Origin of the sequence: Streptomyces sp. NPDC088707, assembly GCF_044752725.1 — a bacterium.
Taxonomy (GTDB): Bacteria; Actinomycetota; Actinomycetes; order Streptomycetales; family Streptomycetaceae; genus Streptomyces.
The window spans coordinates 1,041,588-1,058,010 of sequence record NZ_JBIVLV010000001.1 but is presented as its reverse complement, the minus strand read 5'-3'; the positions used below and the strand labels follow the sequence as shown (position 1 = coordinate 1,058,010).

Sequence of the window (16,423 nt, the reverse complement as noted above, 5' to 3'; positions counted from 1 at the left end):
GACACGCGATCTAGGCGCCGTTGACGGCCCCTGGGGCGCATGTCACGACCGTCACCGGTTAAACTGGTGATTCAGCGGGCTCTGGAGCACGCACACATGTGTCGACGACCTCGCGCGCCCACTGATCGCCGGGGATTCAGCACCACGTGAGGAGCACACGGACCATGGCACGGAAATCGAAACCGGAAGCCGGGGGCGGCGCGCCGATGGGGCGGCGGGCGATGTTGGGCATGCTGGGAGCGGGAGCCGCCTCACTGGCCCTCGCGTCTCCGCTGCAGCGCGGCTGGGAGAAGTTCCTCGCCACCGCCTCCCAGGCCGATTCGACCGGACTGACCGGTCTGCTGCCTGATCCGGGCGGCTTCCGCTACTACAGCGTCGTCGGATCGGTACCGCGCAAGAACGAGACCGACTACGCCCTCACGGTCGGCGGCCTCGTGGAGAAGCCGAAGACCTACACGCTCGCCGACCTGCGCGCGATGCCCCAGACCCGGGTCGTCGCCGACGTGCTGTGCACGGACGGATGGCGTGTGGACGACACGCCCTTCGGGGGCGTGAAGCTGGCGGACATCCTCGACGCCTCCGGGGTGCGCTCGTCGGGAGCCGCGGTGCACTTCACGTGCTTCGACGGTGCCTACACCGAGAGTCTCACCCTGGAGCAGGCGCGCCGCTCCGACGTTCTGGTGGCACTGAACATGCAGGACAAGCCCCTCACCCACGAACACGGCGGCCCTGTCCGCCTCTACGTGGCGCCCATGTACTTCTACAAGTCGGCCAAGTGGCTGTCCGGCATCTCGGTCACGGACGAGGTCGTTCCCGGATTCTGGGAGGAGCGTGGATATGCGATCGACGGCTGGCTCGACGGCGCCGACCGCAGTGCGGCCTGACCCCTCGGGCTGGGTTCGCCGCTTCAGCACCGCCGAACGGATGGTTCACCGCGCCACCGGCTACCTGATGCTGGTGTGCCTGGCCACCGCCGCATGCCTCTATCTCGGCCCGATCGCCCAACTCGTCGGACGCCGGCACCTGATAGCCACGCTGCACGAATGGTCGGGCATCCTGCTGCCGGCGCCCTTCCTGCTCGGTCTGTTGTCGGCGGACTTCCGCGCGGATCTGCGCAGGCTCAACCGTTCCGCCCCGTACGACCGGCAGTGGCTGGCGGCCGCACGCGGGCGCAGGACCTCGCCGGAGGCTCGGCCGGCCGGCAAGTTCAACGCGGGGCAGAAGCTCTACGCGGGCTGGATCGCCGGCGCGGTTCTGGTGATGATGTTCACCGGTCTGCTGATGTGGTTCATGGGGCTGCTGCCCTTCGTCTCGCGCACCAGCGCGATCTTCGTCCACGACCTGATGGCCTGGCTGATCACCTTCGTCGTCATCGGGCACATCCGCAAGGCCCTTGAGGATCCGGAGTCGCGGCTCGGGATGCGTACTGGGTACGTCAGCCGGTCCTGGGCCGAGCGGTACCACTCCCACTGGCTGCGGGAGGAAGGCGACGGGCCGGCTACCGGTCCACGCAGTCCGCGAACGGGGCGGGCGGGGACTGGTACGACGTGATCGCGATGCCGGACGGCCGGGACACACGGACGGGAAGAGACGAGGTGGCACTGGCAGGGCACGCGGTGCCGCTCGCCGGCCTGTCCGATGAGACCGTCCGGCCACTGTCGGCGCCCGCCAACGCGCCGCTCGGACGGGACGCGCCCGGCGCCTACCCGTCTCAGGAACACCCGATTGAGCCGGGCACCGTGCTCGTGTTGTACGCGGACGGGCTGCACGAACCCGGCAACGACGACGTTCGGTCGCGTCCCGCCGTCGGCCGTCCGTCGCCGGGCGGCGACCTGGACCACCTGGCGGGATCGATCCGCCGGTGCCGACCACCCACTCGTTCACGGAGCAGGGCCGCGCGCGGGCCGAGCACGATCGAGGTCTGTATCTGGTCGAGGCCCTCGCCGGCACGTGGCACACCTTCCCGACCGGCCGGGGCAAGACCGTGTGGCTGGGGACGGACCTTCCCGAGTGACCGTCCCCGTACGCCTGGCCGGGTGCGTGGTCCTCGGCCCGCACGCTCCGACGGTGCGGCGCGATGACCGCGTACCGTGGGAAAGCCAGGCCGCTTCCGACGCGGGTCCCACGCGGTAGTTCACCGGAAGGGACCGCACACCGCGGATGATGACGGAGCCGATCCAGTCCAGCGCGTCCACCGGCACGGCGAGTTCCAGCTCGGGCAGGCGGGAGAGCAGGACGCGCAGGGCGATCGCCGAGCACGGCGAGCTGGTCGGGCGGCGCAGCGGCGTCGGCACGGCATGGCCCACCAGGTTCAGGGTGCTCTCGTGACCGGTGACGAACAGCATCACTCCGGCACCCACCGACTCCTCCTCGTGCAGCCGTCCGTCCTGATCGTCGCGGACGGCGACGAGGGCTTCGGCGGCCGGAGTGCAGTCCTTGAGCAGCGAGGGGTGGGTCAGTGCCTCCGGGGCCAGTTCGTGGCCGACGACCAGCCAGTCCTCCGGCCCGAGGTGGAACCGTGCCGGATGGATGGTCCGAGTTCGCGCGACCGGGCGTACCGCGTGGGAGCGTCCGCGGTGAAAGGCCGGACTCAGCTTTCCCCTGTCGCCTTGGTACGGGCAGCACTGATCGGGATGGCACATGGAAGGTCACTTGAGAATGTAGGGGCAGCCAGGAAGGGCCGGACAGGGGGGCGGACGCGCCGCAGGGGCACGCGTGTGTCACGTGCCCCTGCGGTGTCGGCGGAGTCAGTTGTCGCTGTTGAAGATCGTCAGCAGGTTGAGCACCTCCAGGTAGATCCACACCAGCGTCAGGGTGAGGCCGAAGGCGGCCAGCCACGCCTCCTCGCGCGGGGCGCCGTAGGCGACCGCGTCCTCGACCTGCTTGAGGTCCAGGGCGAGGAAAGCGGCACCGAGCAGGATGCCGATGATGCCGAAGGCGACGCCCACGGCTCCGCTGCGGAAGCCGAGGCCGTTGCCGGCGCCGAACGCGGCGAAGAGGGCGTTGACGACCAGCAGCAGCAGGAAACCGGTCGCGGCGACGAGGACGAAGCCGGTGAACCGTCGGGTGACCCGGATCCATCGCATCCGGTAGGCGAGGAGCGTGGCCCCGGAGACGGCGAAGGTGCCGAGCACCGCCTGGACGACCACGCCCGGCGCGATGTACGTCGACAGCGTGCTGGACAGCACCCCGAGGAACACGCCCTCCAGCGCCGCGTACCCGAGGATGAGTGCCGGGGTCGGCTTCCGCCTGAACGTCTGGGCGAGCGACAGCACGAAGGCGCCGAGGGCGGCGCCCAGGGCGATGCCGTAGGACCGGCCGAGGTTCGCCTCGTCGACGGGCAGCAGGACCCAGGAGAGGACGGCGGCCAGTACCACGGAGCCGAGGGTCGTGGCCGTGCGGACGACGACGTCGTCCATGGTCATCGCGTTCGGGCCGGCCTGGTGGCCCGTGCCGGCGGGGGAGGCGTAGGGGTTGGTCGCGTACTCGTCCGCCAGCCGGCGGCCGGCCGCGGCCCCTACCGGTTCGCGCTCGTACGCGCCTGCCAGGCCGGCGTCACGCGTGGCGCCCCAGCGGGAGAAGATCGGGTTGCTGGTCCTGGTCCTCACGTCGTTCCTCCTCGTCCGCCGCCGTGCGCGGCCCGCTGCAAAGGGTTGTGGCGGAGCCCGCTTCGGCACACGTGTGCCGGGGTCGCCGGCGTATCTGGCGACAACCTTTGCGTCACCACTCTGACAGGTGACGCGCGGGAGGGCAAGTTCCGGCAGGCGGAGCGATCGGGACAGCCGACCGTCAGCCGGCCGGTGTCTATGGACTGCCGAGGAGGCTCCTGAGGAAGCCGTCCCAGTTCAGGCCCTCCATCTCCATAGCGGCCGGGACGATCCGGTACGTGGCGGCTAGCCACGCCGTCAGCGGCTCGGCCGGTACCTCGAACAGCGCCTCCACCTCCTCGGACTCCAGCAGCAGCCACGACGAGGGGCGCTCGCGGTCCAGCGTCGGCCACATCCGTACGTCGCCGGTACCGCTCATCGACGTGACGCCGAGGTGGAGCAGTTCGCGTCCGATGTGCCAGATGAGGCTGGGGCCACGTTCCGCGAGGAACTCGACCGTGATCACCGCGGCCATCTCCGGGTCGAAGAGGAACTTCGCGCGCATCGGCAGCCGGGTGAACTCGTCGAGCATCTGGTCGAGGTCCAGGTACAGCGGCGGCACGAGGTCCGGGGTCGAGCGAGCACGCAAAGACGGCTGGTCACGATGCATGGTGGGTTTCCCTCTGTAGAGCGAGATCTGCACCTCTCACTCTTCGACGGAGGCGGACACCCCACATCGGTCAGTTGACGGTCGACGGGCCATCCCGTTCTCGGCGGTTGACGGTGCCGTCAGGCGTGGCGGGGGCCGCGCAGGGCGTGTCGTCAGTCAATCTTCTGCGTCCCAGGAGACGTGGCGGACCTCGCCGCCGCATCAGGCGACAGCCACCGTGCCTTTGGCGGCCTGACTTCCGCCAGGACGTCGTGCGGCTCGCGAGGAACCGCGGGCCGGGGATGCCAGCCGACCATTCCGTCAAGCACGCCACCCAGCGCCTGTGGCATACCGTGGGCCGACAGCAGCTGCGGACAGTGACGTTGGCCCTGCCCCGTCTCTGCTTCTGGCGGAAGAGAGATGGAACCGACGGTGCTGTGCGGACACTTCTTGCTGCAGCTTCCCTTCAATGAACGCGTCCGGTCCGGTGATCGGGCGGCGTTCGCCGAGATCTTCGACGAGCATGCGCGCGTCGTCTATGCCCATGCCGTCCGCACGACGGGGGACTGGGCCCTCGCCGAGGACGTCATGTCACTCACCTTTCTGGAGGCCTGGTGGTTACGGGACAAGCTGCGCGACGAGGTCAGAAGCGTCCGGGCATGGCTGTTGGGCATCGCGACCAGCGTCATGCGCAACACCGCCCGGTCGGCCCGCCGGCATCGGGAGGCGATGGCCCGTCTGTCTCTGCCAGAGACGTCGCCCGACTTCTCGGACGAGGGGGTCATGGGGCAGCTGGCCGACGCACAGCGTCTGGCCGCCGCGGCCCGTGCGCTGCAGCGGCTGAAGCGTTCAGAGCGCGAGGTCTTCACCCTGGTGGTCTGGTCCGACCCGGGATACGCGGCGGCCGCTGAGGCGCTGGGGATTCCGGTGGAAACCGTGCGGTCGCGGCTCTCCCGTGCGAGAGAGAAGCTGCGCCGGTTTGTCGACGAGGAGTTGGCGGCGGATGTGGAACCGCGGACCGGCAGCGGACACATACCGGGTAGCGGAGTGGCGGCAGTCCGCGCTTCCCACAGGAGGGGTACGCGATGAATCCGGAGCAGCGGGAACAAGCAGAGCGTGAGCAGGCGGGGCGGGTGCTACCGCCGGCCGGCTACCCGGAACCCGCGCCTGGACGGACGGAGGCCCGGCGTCGGCACCTGTTGAGCGAAATCGACCGGCAGACCCACGTCCGTTCTCGCCCGGCTCTGCGGCCGAGGCGACGCATGGTTCTGGTGCTGGGTGCGGCGATGGCCGCCGGTGCGGGCATCGTCGTCCTCAGCCTCGGTTCCGGAACCACCGGCGGTCCGAACAACGCGCCGCCGGCCTCGGCCGCATCGGTTCAGGAGGTGGAGAGGGCTGCCCTGGCCGCCGGCGCGACGTCGCCGGTGAAGGTGGTCGCCGGGCAGTACGTCTATGTCAGGACGGTCGGCCACACGTCGGTACTGTCCGAGAACAAGGCCGGCCAGATGGAGCTCCTGCGCCAGGACGAGGCCATGGAGCAGTGGACGTCGGTGGACGGCAGTGAGCGCACTCTGCAGCGCAAGGCAGGCAAGGACAGCCTGCTACCCGAGGCTCCTGGCAGCCTCAACTCGCCGACCTACAACTTTCTGGCCGCCCTGCCGACCGATCCCGAGGCCCTGCTGAAGCAGATCCGTGACGACGCGGAGCGGAACCATGGAGCCGGCTCGGGCTCCACTACGGGCCCGGACCACGAGGCCTTCGTCACGATCGGCGATCTCCTGCGCAGCGGAGTGACTCCGCCTGCGACCACTGCCGCGCTCTACCGCGCCGCTGCCCTCACCCCGGGAGTCGATGTCGCCCCCGACGCCGTAGACGCCGCTGGGCGCCGCGGGATCGCTGTCGCCCGCGTGCACGACGGTGAACGTACGGAATGGATCTTCGACACGGGCACGGCCCGGCTCCTCGGCGAGCGCACGGTCCTCGTCAAAGACAACGCCTGGGGCAAGGCCGGCACCTCCGTCGCCCTCGTCAGCAGCGGCGTGGTCACCGAGGCTGGCCAGACTCCGTAAGGCCGTTGCCGCAGCGGTTACATCGTGGGCAAGTGCACGTCATGCGACTCGGTCGCCGGCTCCAAGGTGATCGGCACGGTGACCAGACCGAACGAGATGGCGCCGTTCCACATGGCTCGGGGCATCCAGTCGCACTCCTCCAGGACGCCCCCCGGGGTCCGCCCTCAGGCTAAGCAGACTCCCACCGTGATCGCACGCCCCCGGATAGAGCACCTTGTCCGGGCGGCCCCGACAATCCGTAGCCCTCTAGAAGTCCGAGAGCATGGCCCGAACAGGTCGCCCCGCCCCATGCGCACTGTAAGGACTGCGCTCACAGGCATACAGTGAAGGACGTGGACATGCGGACAGTCATCGTGAACCTCGCGGAGGAAGCCGAGCAGCAGATCCGCGCCCAGGTGTGGGTCCCCACCAGCGACGACCGTGCTGTCGCTGCGAAGGCGGCCGCCGACCTGCAAGCCGCCATCGGCGCTCCACACTCTCAGGAGGCGCTGTCCACGGTCGACCGGCTGGCACACCTGCGGGAAGCACTCGCCGCTCTGGCCATCGCCCTCGCCCACGTACACGGACGCCTGGCCTGGTTCCTCGGCGCAGCCGTCACCGTCTTCACACCAGTCCTGCACTGGCGCGCCCTGCCATCTGAAGACGGCCCGACCTTCGGCGCCATCACCCCAGAACCCCAGCAGTACACCGAAGCCGAAGACGCGATCCGCCGACTCCAGAGCGCCCTCGCCAGCATCACGGCCGACTGACGCCACCCCCAAGCACTCCGAATACGGGGGAGCACGGCAACGCACTGCCCCAATTCGAGCCTGTGCCCGCAAAACGAAGGTCACACCCGCAGCGGAGGCGTCTGTGCCCCGCCGGTGGGCCGAAGCCTCTTCAGAGCCGGCAGCATCAGGCCCGTGGAGGGAGCGGAGACAGGATGGCGGCGGGAGGGCGCCGCTCCCCGCGCCACGGGATGTGCGCGGACCCCAAGGGACAGGGCCGCGGGACCAGTCGGCTGGCGCGGCGGTTGAGGCCGGGGCGGGAAGTCGGCTTCCTGGATTGCTGGGTTTCAGGCGGCGTTGTCGAGGCCGATGTCGAGTGCGTGCCGGGTGCCGGTGAGGTCGAGCAGGCGGGCGAGCGGTCCGGGAAGCGGGCCGATGAGGACGTGCCGCTCGGGCCGGCACTGTGTGTCGGTCAGTGCGTGGACGAACGCGGAGTCGCCGAAGCGCACGGCCGCCAGATCGAGCAGGACCAGCTCGATCTGCGGGGTGCGTACCGCCTCAAGAGCCTCGTGCAGGCAGGGAACGGTGTCGGCATCGAACTCCCCGGTGAGGACCAGGGCGGCCGTCGTCGGGGAGCCGACGGGGGCGTAGCGGACGAGGGCGTGGCCTCCGTCGGGGCGCCAGGCGGGGACGCCGTCGATGAAGTGGAGGGGGGTGCGGGGTCTGTCGCGCTGGGGTCGGTCGGGTATCACGGGCATCGCCTCGATCCGTGCGGAGAGCCCTCCGGCATGGTGCGCCCGCTGGCCTCCGCGGGGTGCCAGGCGTCGGGGCCTGGCGTCGAGGCGACATCACCGCGGGCGGGAAGGTGGAACGCCGGCGGGACCCGGATCGGTCCGGTCCCCCACCATCCTCTCCACCGAGCCGGAATGCACACCCCGCAGGTCAAAGCCGTCGGAAAGAGGGGACGGGGCGGAATGGGGACTGCGGGCCTACGTGACCGGTGCTCTCGTGTGGGCGCCGCGCCTGAGAATCCTTCCGGAGGCAGATCCCCGCATCAGGCGGGTCTAAGCCGCTTGATGCGTGCTGGCCGTAGCGCCTGGACTGACGTGAGAACAGGGTGAATCACATGGTCTGCCAGCCTGCGGGGTGGCCGCCCGGGTCGTCGGCCAGGACGAGGGTCGCCTTGACACGCTTGCCGATCGGTTCGCGGTGCACCTCGAAACCACGGCTCACGGCCATCACGATCTCGAGGCCGTGCTGACCGATCCGTTCCGGGTCCGGCGCCATGCACAGCGGCACGGCGGTGCTGCTGTCCCAGACGGTCACCTCCACACATCCTTCGCGCAGTTCCAGGGTCAGCAGACACGGGCCGGGGGCGTACTTGCGGGCGTTCGTCACCAGCTCGCTCACCACCAGCTGCACGGTGGCCATGGCCCGCTCGGAGACCGGCAGGCCGTGCACGCGCTGGAGCGAGTGCAAGAAGTCCTGGCTCATGGCACGGGAGACGGCAATGTCCTCGCTGCCTTCGAATGCCGCCGAAACCGAGACTGCCTGCTCCGTGAACAACCGGCGGTCCTCATACCACGTCTGCAAGTCCATACCGCCCGATCCCCCGTCAAGTTGTGCACGTCCGGCGCTCCGGATACCCCCGATCGCCGGGCACACACCCGCCGCCCCTGGCCACTCTCTACCGGCCAGAGGCTCAATACGACCGCCCGGCCCCGAAAGGGGTACGGGGCGGGGCGGTCGAAGCACCGCAGGCCGGCGGCGGGGGAAGGCCGCAGGCCCGCGACGCGTCAGTCCCGGGTCCTACTGTCGAATCGAGGGCCTGGACCGGCCGAACCACCCACCCCACGGGAGACCGCCTCTGGGCACCCTTTCGATCCCCGGAGGTGCGGGGTTGCGCGGGCCGGAGTCCGGCCGGGGCGGCCCTGGGTACCAGCTCGCCGGGGCGGCCGAGGCTGAGCGTTACGCAAATGGCGCGGCTGGAGCGCGAGTTGGAATGTGGGCCGCTGGCGCATGGCTGGGCTGATCAACGGTGGACACTGTCGCGGGTGAAGACCCGCCAAGGCCAGCCCCGCCCTTGCCCCCCATGCTGCGGCATGTACTGGCACTTGGTCGTCGCCGGGCCCCAGCGCGGTCACGTCTGACTGATCGATGAGTGCGGCGCGATGCCTTTCGGCACTACGCCGGGCACGTCCCCGATGCCGGACGCCCCCGCATGCACCGGCTGGGTAGCCCGCTGGGCCCCGGGCCGGTCCTGGGGCGCCGGTGCTTCGGGAGATGCGAATGAACGAACTGGATGCCGCAGGATGCTTCAGTAGAGGTCCGCAGCGATGAGGGCACCGTAATGCCGGTCAGGCAAAGGTCGTCGAGGGTCGCCGAAGTAGCCGTATCCCGGATGCTTCTGGTTGTAGGCCAGGGTGTCGTGGACCAGGGTCTTCAGGTTGCGGGCAGGGCTGGAGCCTCCGCACCGGTGGGTGTGAATGCCGCACCGGCAGCGCTGGCGGCAGCCGTTCATCTACTCCGACGCCGACGTCACCGCGGTGATGGGGCGGGCCGACAGGCTCGGCCCGCCGTTGCGAGCGGCCACCTACCGCACCCTGGTCGGGTTGCTCGCCGCCACCGGGCTGCGGGTCAGGGAGGCGATCAAGCTCGACCACTACGACATCGACTGGGCCGAGGGCGTGCTGCGGATCCGGGAGACCAAGTTCGGCACGTCCCGCCTGGTTCCCCTGGACGCCAGCAGCGTTGACGCGCGCCGCGCCTACGACAACCTCCGCGACCGGGACTCGCCACGTCCAACGGACCCGTCGTTCTTCGTCTCGCGGACCCGGCGGTGCTTGATCTACGCGGTCGTCGCCCCCACGTTCCGGCAGATGGTGGCCGGCGCCGGTGTCGGGACCGGTGCCCCCAACCCGCCCCGGCTGCACGACCTCCGCCACACCTTCGCCGTCCGTACCCTGCTGACCTGGTATCGCACCGGCGTCGACATCCAGGCGAGGATCCCGTCGCTGTCCACCTACCTCGGGCACCGGGAACCGTCCTCGACCTACTGGTACCTGTCAGCGGCACCGGAACTGCTGGCCCTGGCGGCAGCCCGCCGCCAGGGCATCGGAAAGGCGGCACGGCCATGACCTCGATCGCTCCCACCCTCCAGTCGTTCTTCACCGACCGGCTGGTCCGCCAACGCCAGGTGAGCGTCGCCGCCCACCGCGACGCGCTCCGACTCCTCCTCGGGTTCGTCCACCAGCGCACGGGCAACGCCCCGGAGAGGCTGGACTGGACCGACCTGGACGCCGACGCCGTCTCCGCCTTCCTCAACTACCTGGAGGACGAACGCGGCAACAGCGCCCGCACCCGAAACGTCCGGCTGACCGCGATCCGCTCCCTCTTCTCCTACGCGGCCCTGCAACACCCCGAACACGCCCTCCTGATCCAACGCGTCCTCGACATCCCGCCCAAGCGGTTCGACAAGAGGAGTGACCTTCCTGACCGGCGCCGAGGTCGACGCCCTGTTGGCGGCGCCGGATCCGCGGCGCTGGGAGGGCCGGGGGACAAGGCGATGCTGGCCCTGGCCGTCTGGACCGGCCTGCGAGTCTCCGAACTCACGAGCCTGGACTGCGACGACGTCACCCTCGGCGACGGCGAGTCCGTCCGCTGCGAGGGCAAAGGCCGCAAACACCGCGCCGTCCCACTGGACCGCAGCATTCAGGACCTGCTGCGGGCCTGGCTCGGTGAACGCTCCGGCAAGCGCGGAGATCCGCTGTTCTGCACCCGAACCGGACGGCGCCTCACCCGCGACGCCGTCGCCCAGCGCCTGGCCATCCACGTCCGAGCCGCCGCCGAAGCCTGCCCGACCCTCCTGGACAAACGCGTCCACCCGCACGTTTTACGCCACAGTTGCGCGATGTCCCTGCTCCAGGCCGGTGTCGACACCACGGTGATCGCGCTCTGGCTCGGACACGCCGGCGTCCGCTCCACCGACGCCTACGTCCACGCTGACATGACCATCAAGGAGAAGGCGCTCTCCCTGACTGCACCGGTCACCGCCCGCCCCGGCCGCTACCAGCCCACCGACAAGGTCCTCGCGTTCCTCGACCGCCTGTGAGTCGTGAGCGGAGCCGGGGGTGACAGTCCGCTTCGATAGCCTGCGGCGGTGGCTGATGAATCGTTGAAGTTCCTGATCGATGCCGATCACGGGCAGTTCTATGTCCAAGACCTTGAACCCTATGACGCGTGGATGGCCGAGCACGCGATGGACCCGGACCTGCCGCCGGCTGGCTGGACCGACGAAGCCGTACACGTTCACCGCATCGGGGTGGAACCGCACTCGATCTCCGTCGGCACCGCACGGGATGACATGGTCGAATCACTGATCACCATCCACACGTCCGCGCCAATGATCGAGTCGGCGGCCGAACACATCGTGGAGGTGGACCTGGCTGCCCGGACTGGCCAACTCGCCGTGTCCAGCCCGGGAGTCCACCCGGAGGACGGACCGAGCATGACCGTTCCCGCTGGGCTGTTGCGAGCCCGGGTCTCCTACATCCCGACTGACCCACCGGCCGTCGACACCAACGGCGGCCCCGGCGATCACTTCCTCTATCGGATCGACCTCTGGCCCGCCGACCAGCCATGCGGGATCGTCGTCCTCAAGCAGGGCCCGAATCCCTGGGCGGGATAGATCATCCCGCCATCCACTATGCCGAGCACAGCAGCCGCCGCACGGCCCCGCTCAGGCTTGCCGACAGCTTTCTCGGCATAGTCGCGGTCTCGGCGACGCATGGCCATGAACCGAGGTGCCTTTCACGACGTCCCGTTGACCACGCTCTTCCCTTTTCTGTCGCCTGCCGACGTGGAATCCCTGAGGCATGCGGCTCGGACCGTCGATACGGCTCGCGTCGACGGAGACAGGGCGGAGTGGGAATGGGCACTGCAGCACGCGGTCTTCCCAGGCACGCAGCCGTGGACGCCGATCATCCTCGGCCTGGATGTCGTCGAGCATGGGGCTGGGGCCGATCAGTTGGAGTTCCGGCTTGAGGTGGTGTGGACAGACCGAGGCCGGCTCGCAGTCGACGCGGCGGTGAACGTGGCCTGCTGGTGCGACACCGATCACGCCACCCATGACGTCGACGCCCTCAGGCTTGTCGTCGGCGAGGAGAACTCGCTGCCTGGCGCCTTCCAAACAGGCGCTGAGCGTGTGATCGGATGGCTGACCGACCCTCGCGACGCGGACTGCTGGCGGGCCCGAGCGGGACTGCCCGCCCGCCAGCGTTGCTAGGTCGTGTCCGGTGGGTCAGGTGACGGGCGCGTTCCCGGATCGTTCTGTCCCACATGGGGCGGGGCGATCTGACAGACCTGGAGTGGGCTCGGCTGGAGCCGCACTTGCCGAAGAACGCAGGACGGGGCGGACGGTGGAAGAGTCATCACGTGATCATCGACGGCATCTTCTTCCGGCAACGGACGGGCATCCCCTGACGGGATTTGCCAGAGCGTTTTGGGAGCTGGAAGACGGTGCACGACAGGCACCGCCGCTGGTCGGCGGACGGCACGTGGGACGGGATACTGCAGGCCCTCTTGATCGCGGCTGATGCCGATGGCCGCATCGACTGGTCCATGGTGGGCTTGGATTCGACGGTGTGCCGTGCGGCGGGCGCCCCGGGGGCGCCTCCACGGATTCCGGGCAGACGGGCCCGGCCTGCCCATCATCGGGGCGACGAGGGGCTGGGCCGTTCCCGAGGAGGGCTGACCACGAAGATCCACTTGGCGGGCGAAGGTGGTCGGCGGCCGCTGGCTATCTTGGTCACACCCGGTCAGGCTGGCGACGGGCCTCAGTTGATCCCTGTACTGGAGCGTATTCGCGTACCGCGTCCGGCCGGCGGCCATCCTCGCACTCGACCCGACCACCTGAGCGGGGACAAGGCGTACAGCTCCCCTCGCAACCGCCGTTACCCGCGTCGCCGATAGATCAAGCACACCATTCCCGAACGCCGCGATCAGCGAGACCATCGACAGAAGCGTGGCATCAGGGGAGGGAGACCTGACGGCTTCGACCGGGCCAAGTACGTCCGCAGGAACGAGGTAGAACGAACGATTAATAGCCTCAAGAGATCACGCGCCGTGGCGACAGGCTTTGACAAGCGCGTCTATGTCTTCCATGGCACGGTCGCTGCCGCAACGATTCGGCTCTGGCTTCGTTGACGAGGCTCAGTCGAGAAGGCGCATCACACTCCCTGAGCCAGCAGCCCGTCCGCGGTGCCGAAAAGCAAAGGACTGCCCTTCCTCCAAGGCGACAGGCCGTTCGAGCGTGATCGTCACGTCGCCTCGGTGGAGCGGATTCAACACATCCGATCCCCCGGTAAGCGTCACGTCTCCCGCTACAGCGGCAGTGCCGAAGTGGAAGTGGAGTCGCTCACCAGCGCGTACTTCAGTACCACCGTGTTCCTCGGACAAGAGTGTGATGTCCGCGGCAAAACGGGTGTGTCCGCTGATTGAGCCAGGTGCCGCCAGCACCTGCCCCCGCTCCACCGCGCCGGCTGCCGCCCCACGTATCAGCAGGCCCACGTTCATGCCTGCAATCGCCTCGTCGACATACCGCCGCGAAGCTTCGATCTCTTCGACGGCGACGAGTACGGCCCCACCGAAACCGACGATCTCCACCGCATCGCCCTTACGAACCCGCCCGCGCTCGATCAGGCCGGCCAGCATGACCACCCTGCCCTGGTTCTGCCAGAAGAGATCTCCGATATGCATCAGGAACGGCCTGCCCGGTGCTTCCATCTGGGCTCCCTTCCCAATGACCAGCCATCAACGGACTGCCGAGGTTAACAGCGATCACTGGCCACCCTGTGCCCGATCGGTGCTGCGTCCCATCGGACAGGCCCTAGGAAGCCGGCGGGACGACGACATGGTCCGTCAGCTCAAGGCCGCCGACAGGCCGACAGCAGACTGCCCACGATCAACCGTCGGTACGTCCGGAGGTGGGCACGTTCGTTCATCCGTACGTGACTGGGCACGTCCACGTGTACGCCGACACCTCCAGCCGTCACCGGCCCGTGCTCCTGGTGCTCGATGACGCCGCAGCCCCCGGCCGTCCCTCCATCCGTGGTGGAACCGCTCGCGCGCGGGAGTCCTCAGCCTTTGGGACGGACGGGAGATGGCACGTGAGCGAACGGGAACGTGATCTTGCAGGTCGGCCCCGGAACCTGGGTTGGATTTCCAATCAACCGGGTTGGGAATCCAACCCAGGTTCCGTCCTGGCCTTCTCGGCGGCCTTCTGCGCCCGCCTCTGCGGTTCGCGGTCCGCCTCCCGGTCCGCCTCGCGTGCGATGGCCTTCCGCAACGCATTCGCGCCGCTACCCGCACCGCGTCCAACAGCGCGAATGCGTTGCGGGGGCCGCTGTACCCCGGACCAGGGCGGTCGTGGATACGGATACGCAGAGGCCGGCTCGCCGCCGTTGCTCGGGATGATGTCTTGATCTCCTCGCCGTCGGGGGTCAACTCCTGGCCGACGGGCAGCAGTCGAGATCCTTGCCGATGCCGGCTACCAAGGACTCGGAGCACAGACCGACGGACGCGTCGTGACGCCACCACACCGGAAGTTCAAGAAGAACGCACCGGGCTGGTGTGAGGAGATCCACGACCGCCAGCGGATGGCCCACCCCTCCAGGCGGATCCCCGTCGAACACGGCATCGGCCACCTCAAGAACTGGCGGGCACTGACCCGCCACCTCGACCGCCGCGAGCACGTGAGCGACATGATCCAGGCCGTCGCCGGCCTGCTCTCCCACCACCAGGCGGCAGACCTGCTGCCCGCACGGCAGATGTGAACACCAAGCCTTGTTGGGAACCTCATCGTCTCGCCCCTGATCATGCACGAGCTCGTTGGGCCGCCGCACGGACTCGGGCTCTTCGCCGCCCGGAGGCACTGACCCAGGTCCCCAGCTCCCCGGGCCAGGTGGCCGCAACCCTGTAGACCATGGCCGTCTGCGACGCTGTGGGCGCTCCCTGCCGGGCAGTCACCGTTGGGGACGCTTTCGGCGCTATCGTCTGCCGGACGAGATCTGACGCCCGGGGGAGGGGTCTTGAGAGAGCGGTTTCTCATAAGCGCCGCAGTCACGCTGCTGGTGGCGCTGGCTGGTTGCACGTCGGGGCCGGAACAGTCACGGGGAGCCTCGGAATCCGCTGCCGTGAAGCCCTCGGTCGCTCCACGAGCGAAAGTCGAGCAACGGCCATACGACAGGATGCCGGCGCGGCCGCTGGGGAAGGCGGGGGCTGGCGGCCGTGACCGTGCTTTTCTGCGCACGGCATTCGCGGTCCAAAGGCCGCCAGGACACGAGGTTCCACCAGCCGACGAGGTGGTCGTGATCCATCGCATGGACGCCAAGAACGGGGAGTTGGCCTGGATGTCTGACGGTCGCACCTTCTGCTACGGCAAGATCCGGGAAGGCTACAGCTCGTACACGTGCGACCAACTCCCTGAGAAGGCACCGGCGCCCGGACTGCTTCTCATGCTCCCGGGCGAGTCTGACCGGGTGACCAGGGAGGACAATGCTGCCGAGGTCCGCAGAGTGCACTTCGTGATCGCCGAGGGTGGCCCGCAGCGTTTCGACCACGTCAAACCCGGTAAGGGGATGGGGCCGGTCCACCAGGCGGTCGCGAGGTTCCCCTCCGGCCGAATGGTCACCTTCCTGACATACGACTACCCCGAGCGCGGATATGAGTTCGCCCCGGAGGCCGAGATCTGCAGGAGCGACCAGAAGGTCTGCTTCCCCATTCCGAACTGACAGGGCGGTGTGGGACCGTCAGCCGCACACCGCCCTGTCGGGGGCTCCAGTCTGTTTCAGTCCCACCAGAGTGACCACATCGTCGAGCGGGCCATCGTGTCGCCGGCCTCCACCGAGTCCTGCACGGTGTCAATGCAGTAGGCGTGCAGCTCCGTGGCGGCCTGCGCGGCGCCCCTTGGGTCCAGGGGTGGCCGGTCGACGACCAGCTCCAGGCGGGGGCCCATGGCGAAGAAGAGCTCGGCGCCCCACTGCTCGTGCCAGCGACGCAGGAGCGCGGAGGCGTCGAGGGGTGTCAGGCCACGGTCGGCGTATCCGGACCAGTTCCACGTCGTGTAGAGGAACGGCAGAAGCACCGGAACCTCGTACCCGCCGCGCGCGGCCACGAAATGCAACCACCGCAGGTCCTCCGTGAAGAAGTCCCGGGTGCCGGTCGCCCAATGCGACACCCCTCGCAGCGGCCGTTCCACCGGAGGTTGAAGCAGTGGTGCCAGCCGGTCGGGGTCGTAGACGGACCGCCAGAGGTCCAGGTCGTCGTCCACGTTGGCGGTCTCTTCCACGGCCCACCGGCAAGCCGACACCAGTATGGACGCCGCCCTTGCGTCATGGTCCTGGCACACAGCTT

At 68.9% G+C, this 16,423-nt stretch carries 19 protein-coding genes and 3 pseudogenes; 15 read left to right on the top strand and 7 right to left on the bottom strand.

Going from position 1 to position 16,423, the window contains the following annotated elements; genetic code table 11:
* The first annotated feature begins 164 nt into the window (after positions 1-164).
* The 5 genes and pseudogenes from ACIP84_RS04685 to ACIP84_RS04665 all read left to right on the top strand — a co-directional run bounded on the left by ACIP84_RS04685 (position 165) and on the right by ACIP84_RS04665 (position 2,328).
* Positions 165-884 carry a molybdopterin-dependent oxidoreductase gene (locus ACIP84_RS04685; RefSeq protein ID WP_401794446.1) on the top strand — a complete coding sequence of 240 codons (720 nt, stop codon included), beginning with the start codon at positions 165-167 and terminating at the stop codon, positions 882-884.
* Positions 838-1,551: a cytochrome b/b6 domain-containing protein gene (locus ACIP84_RS04680; RefSeq protein ID WP_401794444.1), complete on the top strand. Its 714-nt coding sequence runs from the start codon at positions 838-840 to the stop codon at positions 1,549-1,551. Before ACIP84_RS04685 ends, ACIP84_RS04680 begins: the two co-directional genes overlap by 47 nt.
* Positions 1,552-1,556: 5 nt before the next feature.
* A pseudogene (locus tag ACIP84_RS04675) lies at positions 1,557-1,727 on the top strand (hypothetical protein); the annotation flags it as partial.
* Positions 1,728-1,861: 134 nt separating this feature from the next.
* Positions 1,862-2,014: a hypothetical protein gene (locus ACIP84_RS04670; protein ID WP_401795734.1), complete on the top strand. Its 153-nt coding sequence runs from the start codon at positions 1,862-1,864 to the stop codon at positions 2,012-2,014.
* A gap of 149 nt (positions 2,015-2,163) precedes the next feature.
* Positions 2,164-2,328 carry a hypothetical protein gene (locus tag ACIP84_RS04665; protein ID WP_401794441.1) on the top strand — a complete coding sequence of 55 codons (165 nt, stop codon included), beginning with the start codon at positions 2,164-2,166 and terminating at the stop codon, positions 2,326-2,328.
* Positions 2,329-2,747: 419 nt separating this feature from the next.
* Here ACIP84_RS04665 and ACIP84_RS04660 read toward each other — a convergent pair whose 3' ends face one another.
* On the bottom strand, positions 2,748-3,608 hold the full coding sequence (locus ACIP84_RS04660; RefSeq protein WP_401794438.1) for a Bax inhibitor-1/YccA family protein: 861 nt from the start codon (positions 3,606-3,608) through the stop codon (positions 2,748-2,750).
* 196 nt (positions 3,609-3,804) lie between these two features.
* A complete protein-coding gene (locus tag ACIP84_RS04655) occupies positions 3,805-4,257 on the bottom strand; it encodes an SsgA family sporulation/cell division regulator (protein ID WP_401794435.1) in 453 nt (150 codons plus the stop codon).
* Between the two features lie 399 nt (positions 4,258-4,656).
* Between ACIP84_RS04655 and ACIP84_RS04650 the strand changes: the two genes are divergently transcribed.
* Positions 4,657-5,325: an RNA polymerase sigma factor gene (locus tag ACIP84_RS04650; protein ID WP_401794432.1), complete on the top strand. Its 669-nt coding sequence runs from the start codon at positions 4,657-4,659 to the stop codon at positions 5,323-5,325.
* Positions 5,322-6,305, top strand: a complete 984-nt coding sequence (locus ACIP84_RS04645; protein ID WP_401794429.1) for a CU044_5270 family protein — start codon at positions 5,322-5,324, stop codon at positions 6,303-6,305. The genes ACIP84_RS04650 and ACIP84_RS04645 overlap by 4 nt, the downstream gene beginning before the upstream one ends.
* Before the next feature lie 35 nt (positions 6,306-6,340).
* On the opposite strand, the pseudogene ACIP84_RS04640 reads toward ACIP84_RS04645, so the two are convergent.
* Positions 6,341-6,430: pseudogene (locus tag ACIP84_RS04640) on the bottom strand (Ku protein); the annotation flags it as partial.
* 213 nt (positions 6,431-6,643) lie between these two features.
* Here ACIP84_RS04640 and ACIP84_RS04635 point away from each other — a divergent pair.
* Positions 6,644-7,054, top strand: coding sequence for a hypothetical protein (locus ACIP84_RS04635; RefSeq protein ID WP_355967731.1), 411 nt, complete (start codon positions 6,644-6,646; stop codon positions 7,052-7,054).
* Between the two features lie 305 nt (positions 7,055-7,359).
* Here ACIP84_RS04635 and ACIP84_RS04630 read toward each other — a convergent pair whose 3' ends face one another.
* Both ACIP84_RS04630 and ACIP84_RS04625 read right to left on the bottom strand, forming a co-directional pair.
* Positions 7,360-7,770, bottom strand: coding sequence for an STAS domain-containing protein (locus ACIP84_RS04630; RefSeq protein ID WP_401794426.1), 411 nt, complete (start codon positions 7,768-7,770; stop codon positions 7,360-7,362).
* Positions 7,771-8,134: 364 nt separating this feature from the next.
* A complete protein-coding gene (locus tag ACIP84_RS04625) occupies positions 8,135-8,611 on the bottom strand; it encodes an ATP-binding protein (protein ID WP_401794423.1) in 477 nt (158 codons plus the stop codon).
* Positions 8,612-9,498: 887 nt separating this feature from the next.
* Here ACIP84_RS04625 and ACIP84_RS04620 point away from each other — a divergent pair.
* The 5 genes and pseudogenes from ACIP84_RS04620 (at position 9,499) to ACIP84_RS04600 (ending at position 13,216) form a co-directional block, all read left to right on the top strand.
* Positions 9,499-10,149: a tyrosine-type recombinase/integrase gene (locus ACIP84_RS04620; RefSeq protein WP_401794420.1), complete on the top strand. Its 651-nt coding sequence runs from the start codon at positions 9,499-9,501 to the stop codon at positions 10,147-10,149.
* Positions 10,146-11,123, top strand: coding sequence for a tyrosine-type recombinase/integrase (locus tag ACIP84_RS04615; RefSeq protein WP_401794417.1), 978 nt, complete (start codon positions 10,146-10,148; stop codon positions 11,121-11,123). Before ACIP84_RS04620 ends, ACIP84_RS04615 begins: the two co-directional genes overlap by 4 nt.
* Positions 11,124-11,171: 48 nt before the next feature.
* A complete protein-coding gene (locus ACIP84_RS04610) occupies positions 11,172-11,699 on the top strand; it encodes a hypothetical protein (protein ID WP_401794414.1) in 528 nt (175 codons plus the stop codon).
* Between the two features lie 135 nt (positions 11,700-11,834).
* Positions 11,835-12,296 (top strand): hypothetical protein, encoded by a 462-nt coding sequence (locus ACIP84_RS04605; RefSeq protein ID WP_401794411.1) that lies wholly within the window; start codon positions 11,835-11,837, stop codon positions 12,294-12,296.
* A gap of 53 nt (positions 12,297-12,349) precedes the next feature.
* Positions 12,350-13,216 (top strand): annotated as a pseudogene (locus tag ACIP84_RS04600) (IS5 family transposase).
* Positions 13,217-13,222: 6 nt separating this feature from the next.
* On the opposite strand, the gene ACIP84_RS04595 reads toward ACIP84_RS04600, so the two are convergent.
* Positions 13,223-13,795 (bottom strand): EF-Tu/IF-2/RF-3 family GTPase, encoded by a 573-nt coding sequence (locus tag ACIP84_RS04595; protein ID WP_401794408.1) that lies wholly within the window; start codon positions 13,793-13,795, stop codon positions 13,223-13,225.
* A gap of 800 nt (positions 13,796-14,595) precedes the next feature.
* Here ACIP84_RS04595 and ACIP84_RS04590 point away from each other — a divergent pair.
* Positions 14,596-14,844 carry a transposase gene (locus ACIP84_RS04590; protein ID WP_401794405.1) on the top strand — a complete coding sequence of 83 codons (249 nt, stop codon included), beginning with the start codon at positions 14,596-14,598 and terminating at the stop codon, positions 14,842-14,844.
* Between the two features lie 546 nt (positions 14,845-15,390).
* Positions 15,391-15,801 (top strand): hypothetical protein, encoded by a 411-nt coding sequence (locus ACIP84_RS04585; protein ID WP_401794402.1) that lies wholly within the window; start codon positions 15,391-15,393, stop codon positions 15,799-15,801.
* Between the two features lie 56 nt (positions 15,802-15,857).
* On the opposite strand, the gene ACIP84_RS04580 is transcribed toward ACIP84_RS04585, so the two are convergent.
* A complete protein-coding gene (locus ACIP84_RS04580; protein WP_401794399.1) occupies positions 15,858-16,358 on the bottom strand; it encodes a DUF4253 domain-containing protein in 501 nt (166 codons plus the stop codon).
* Positions 16,359-16,423 lie beyond the last annotated feature (65 nt).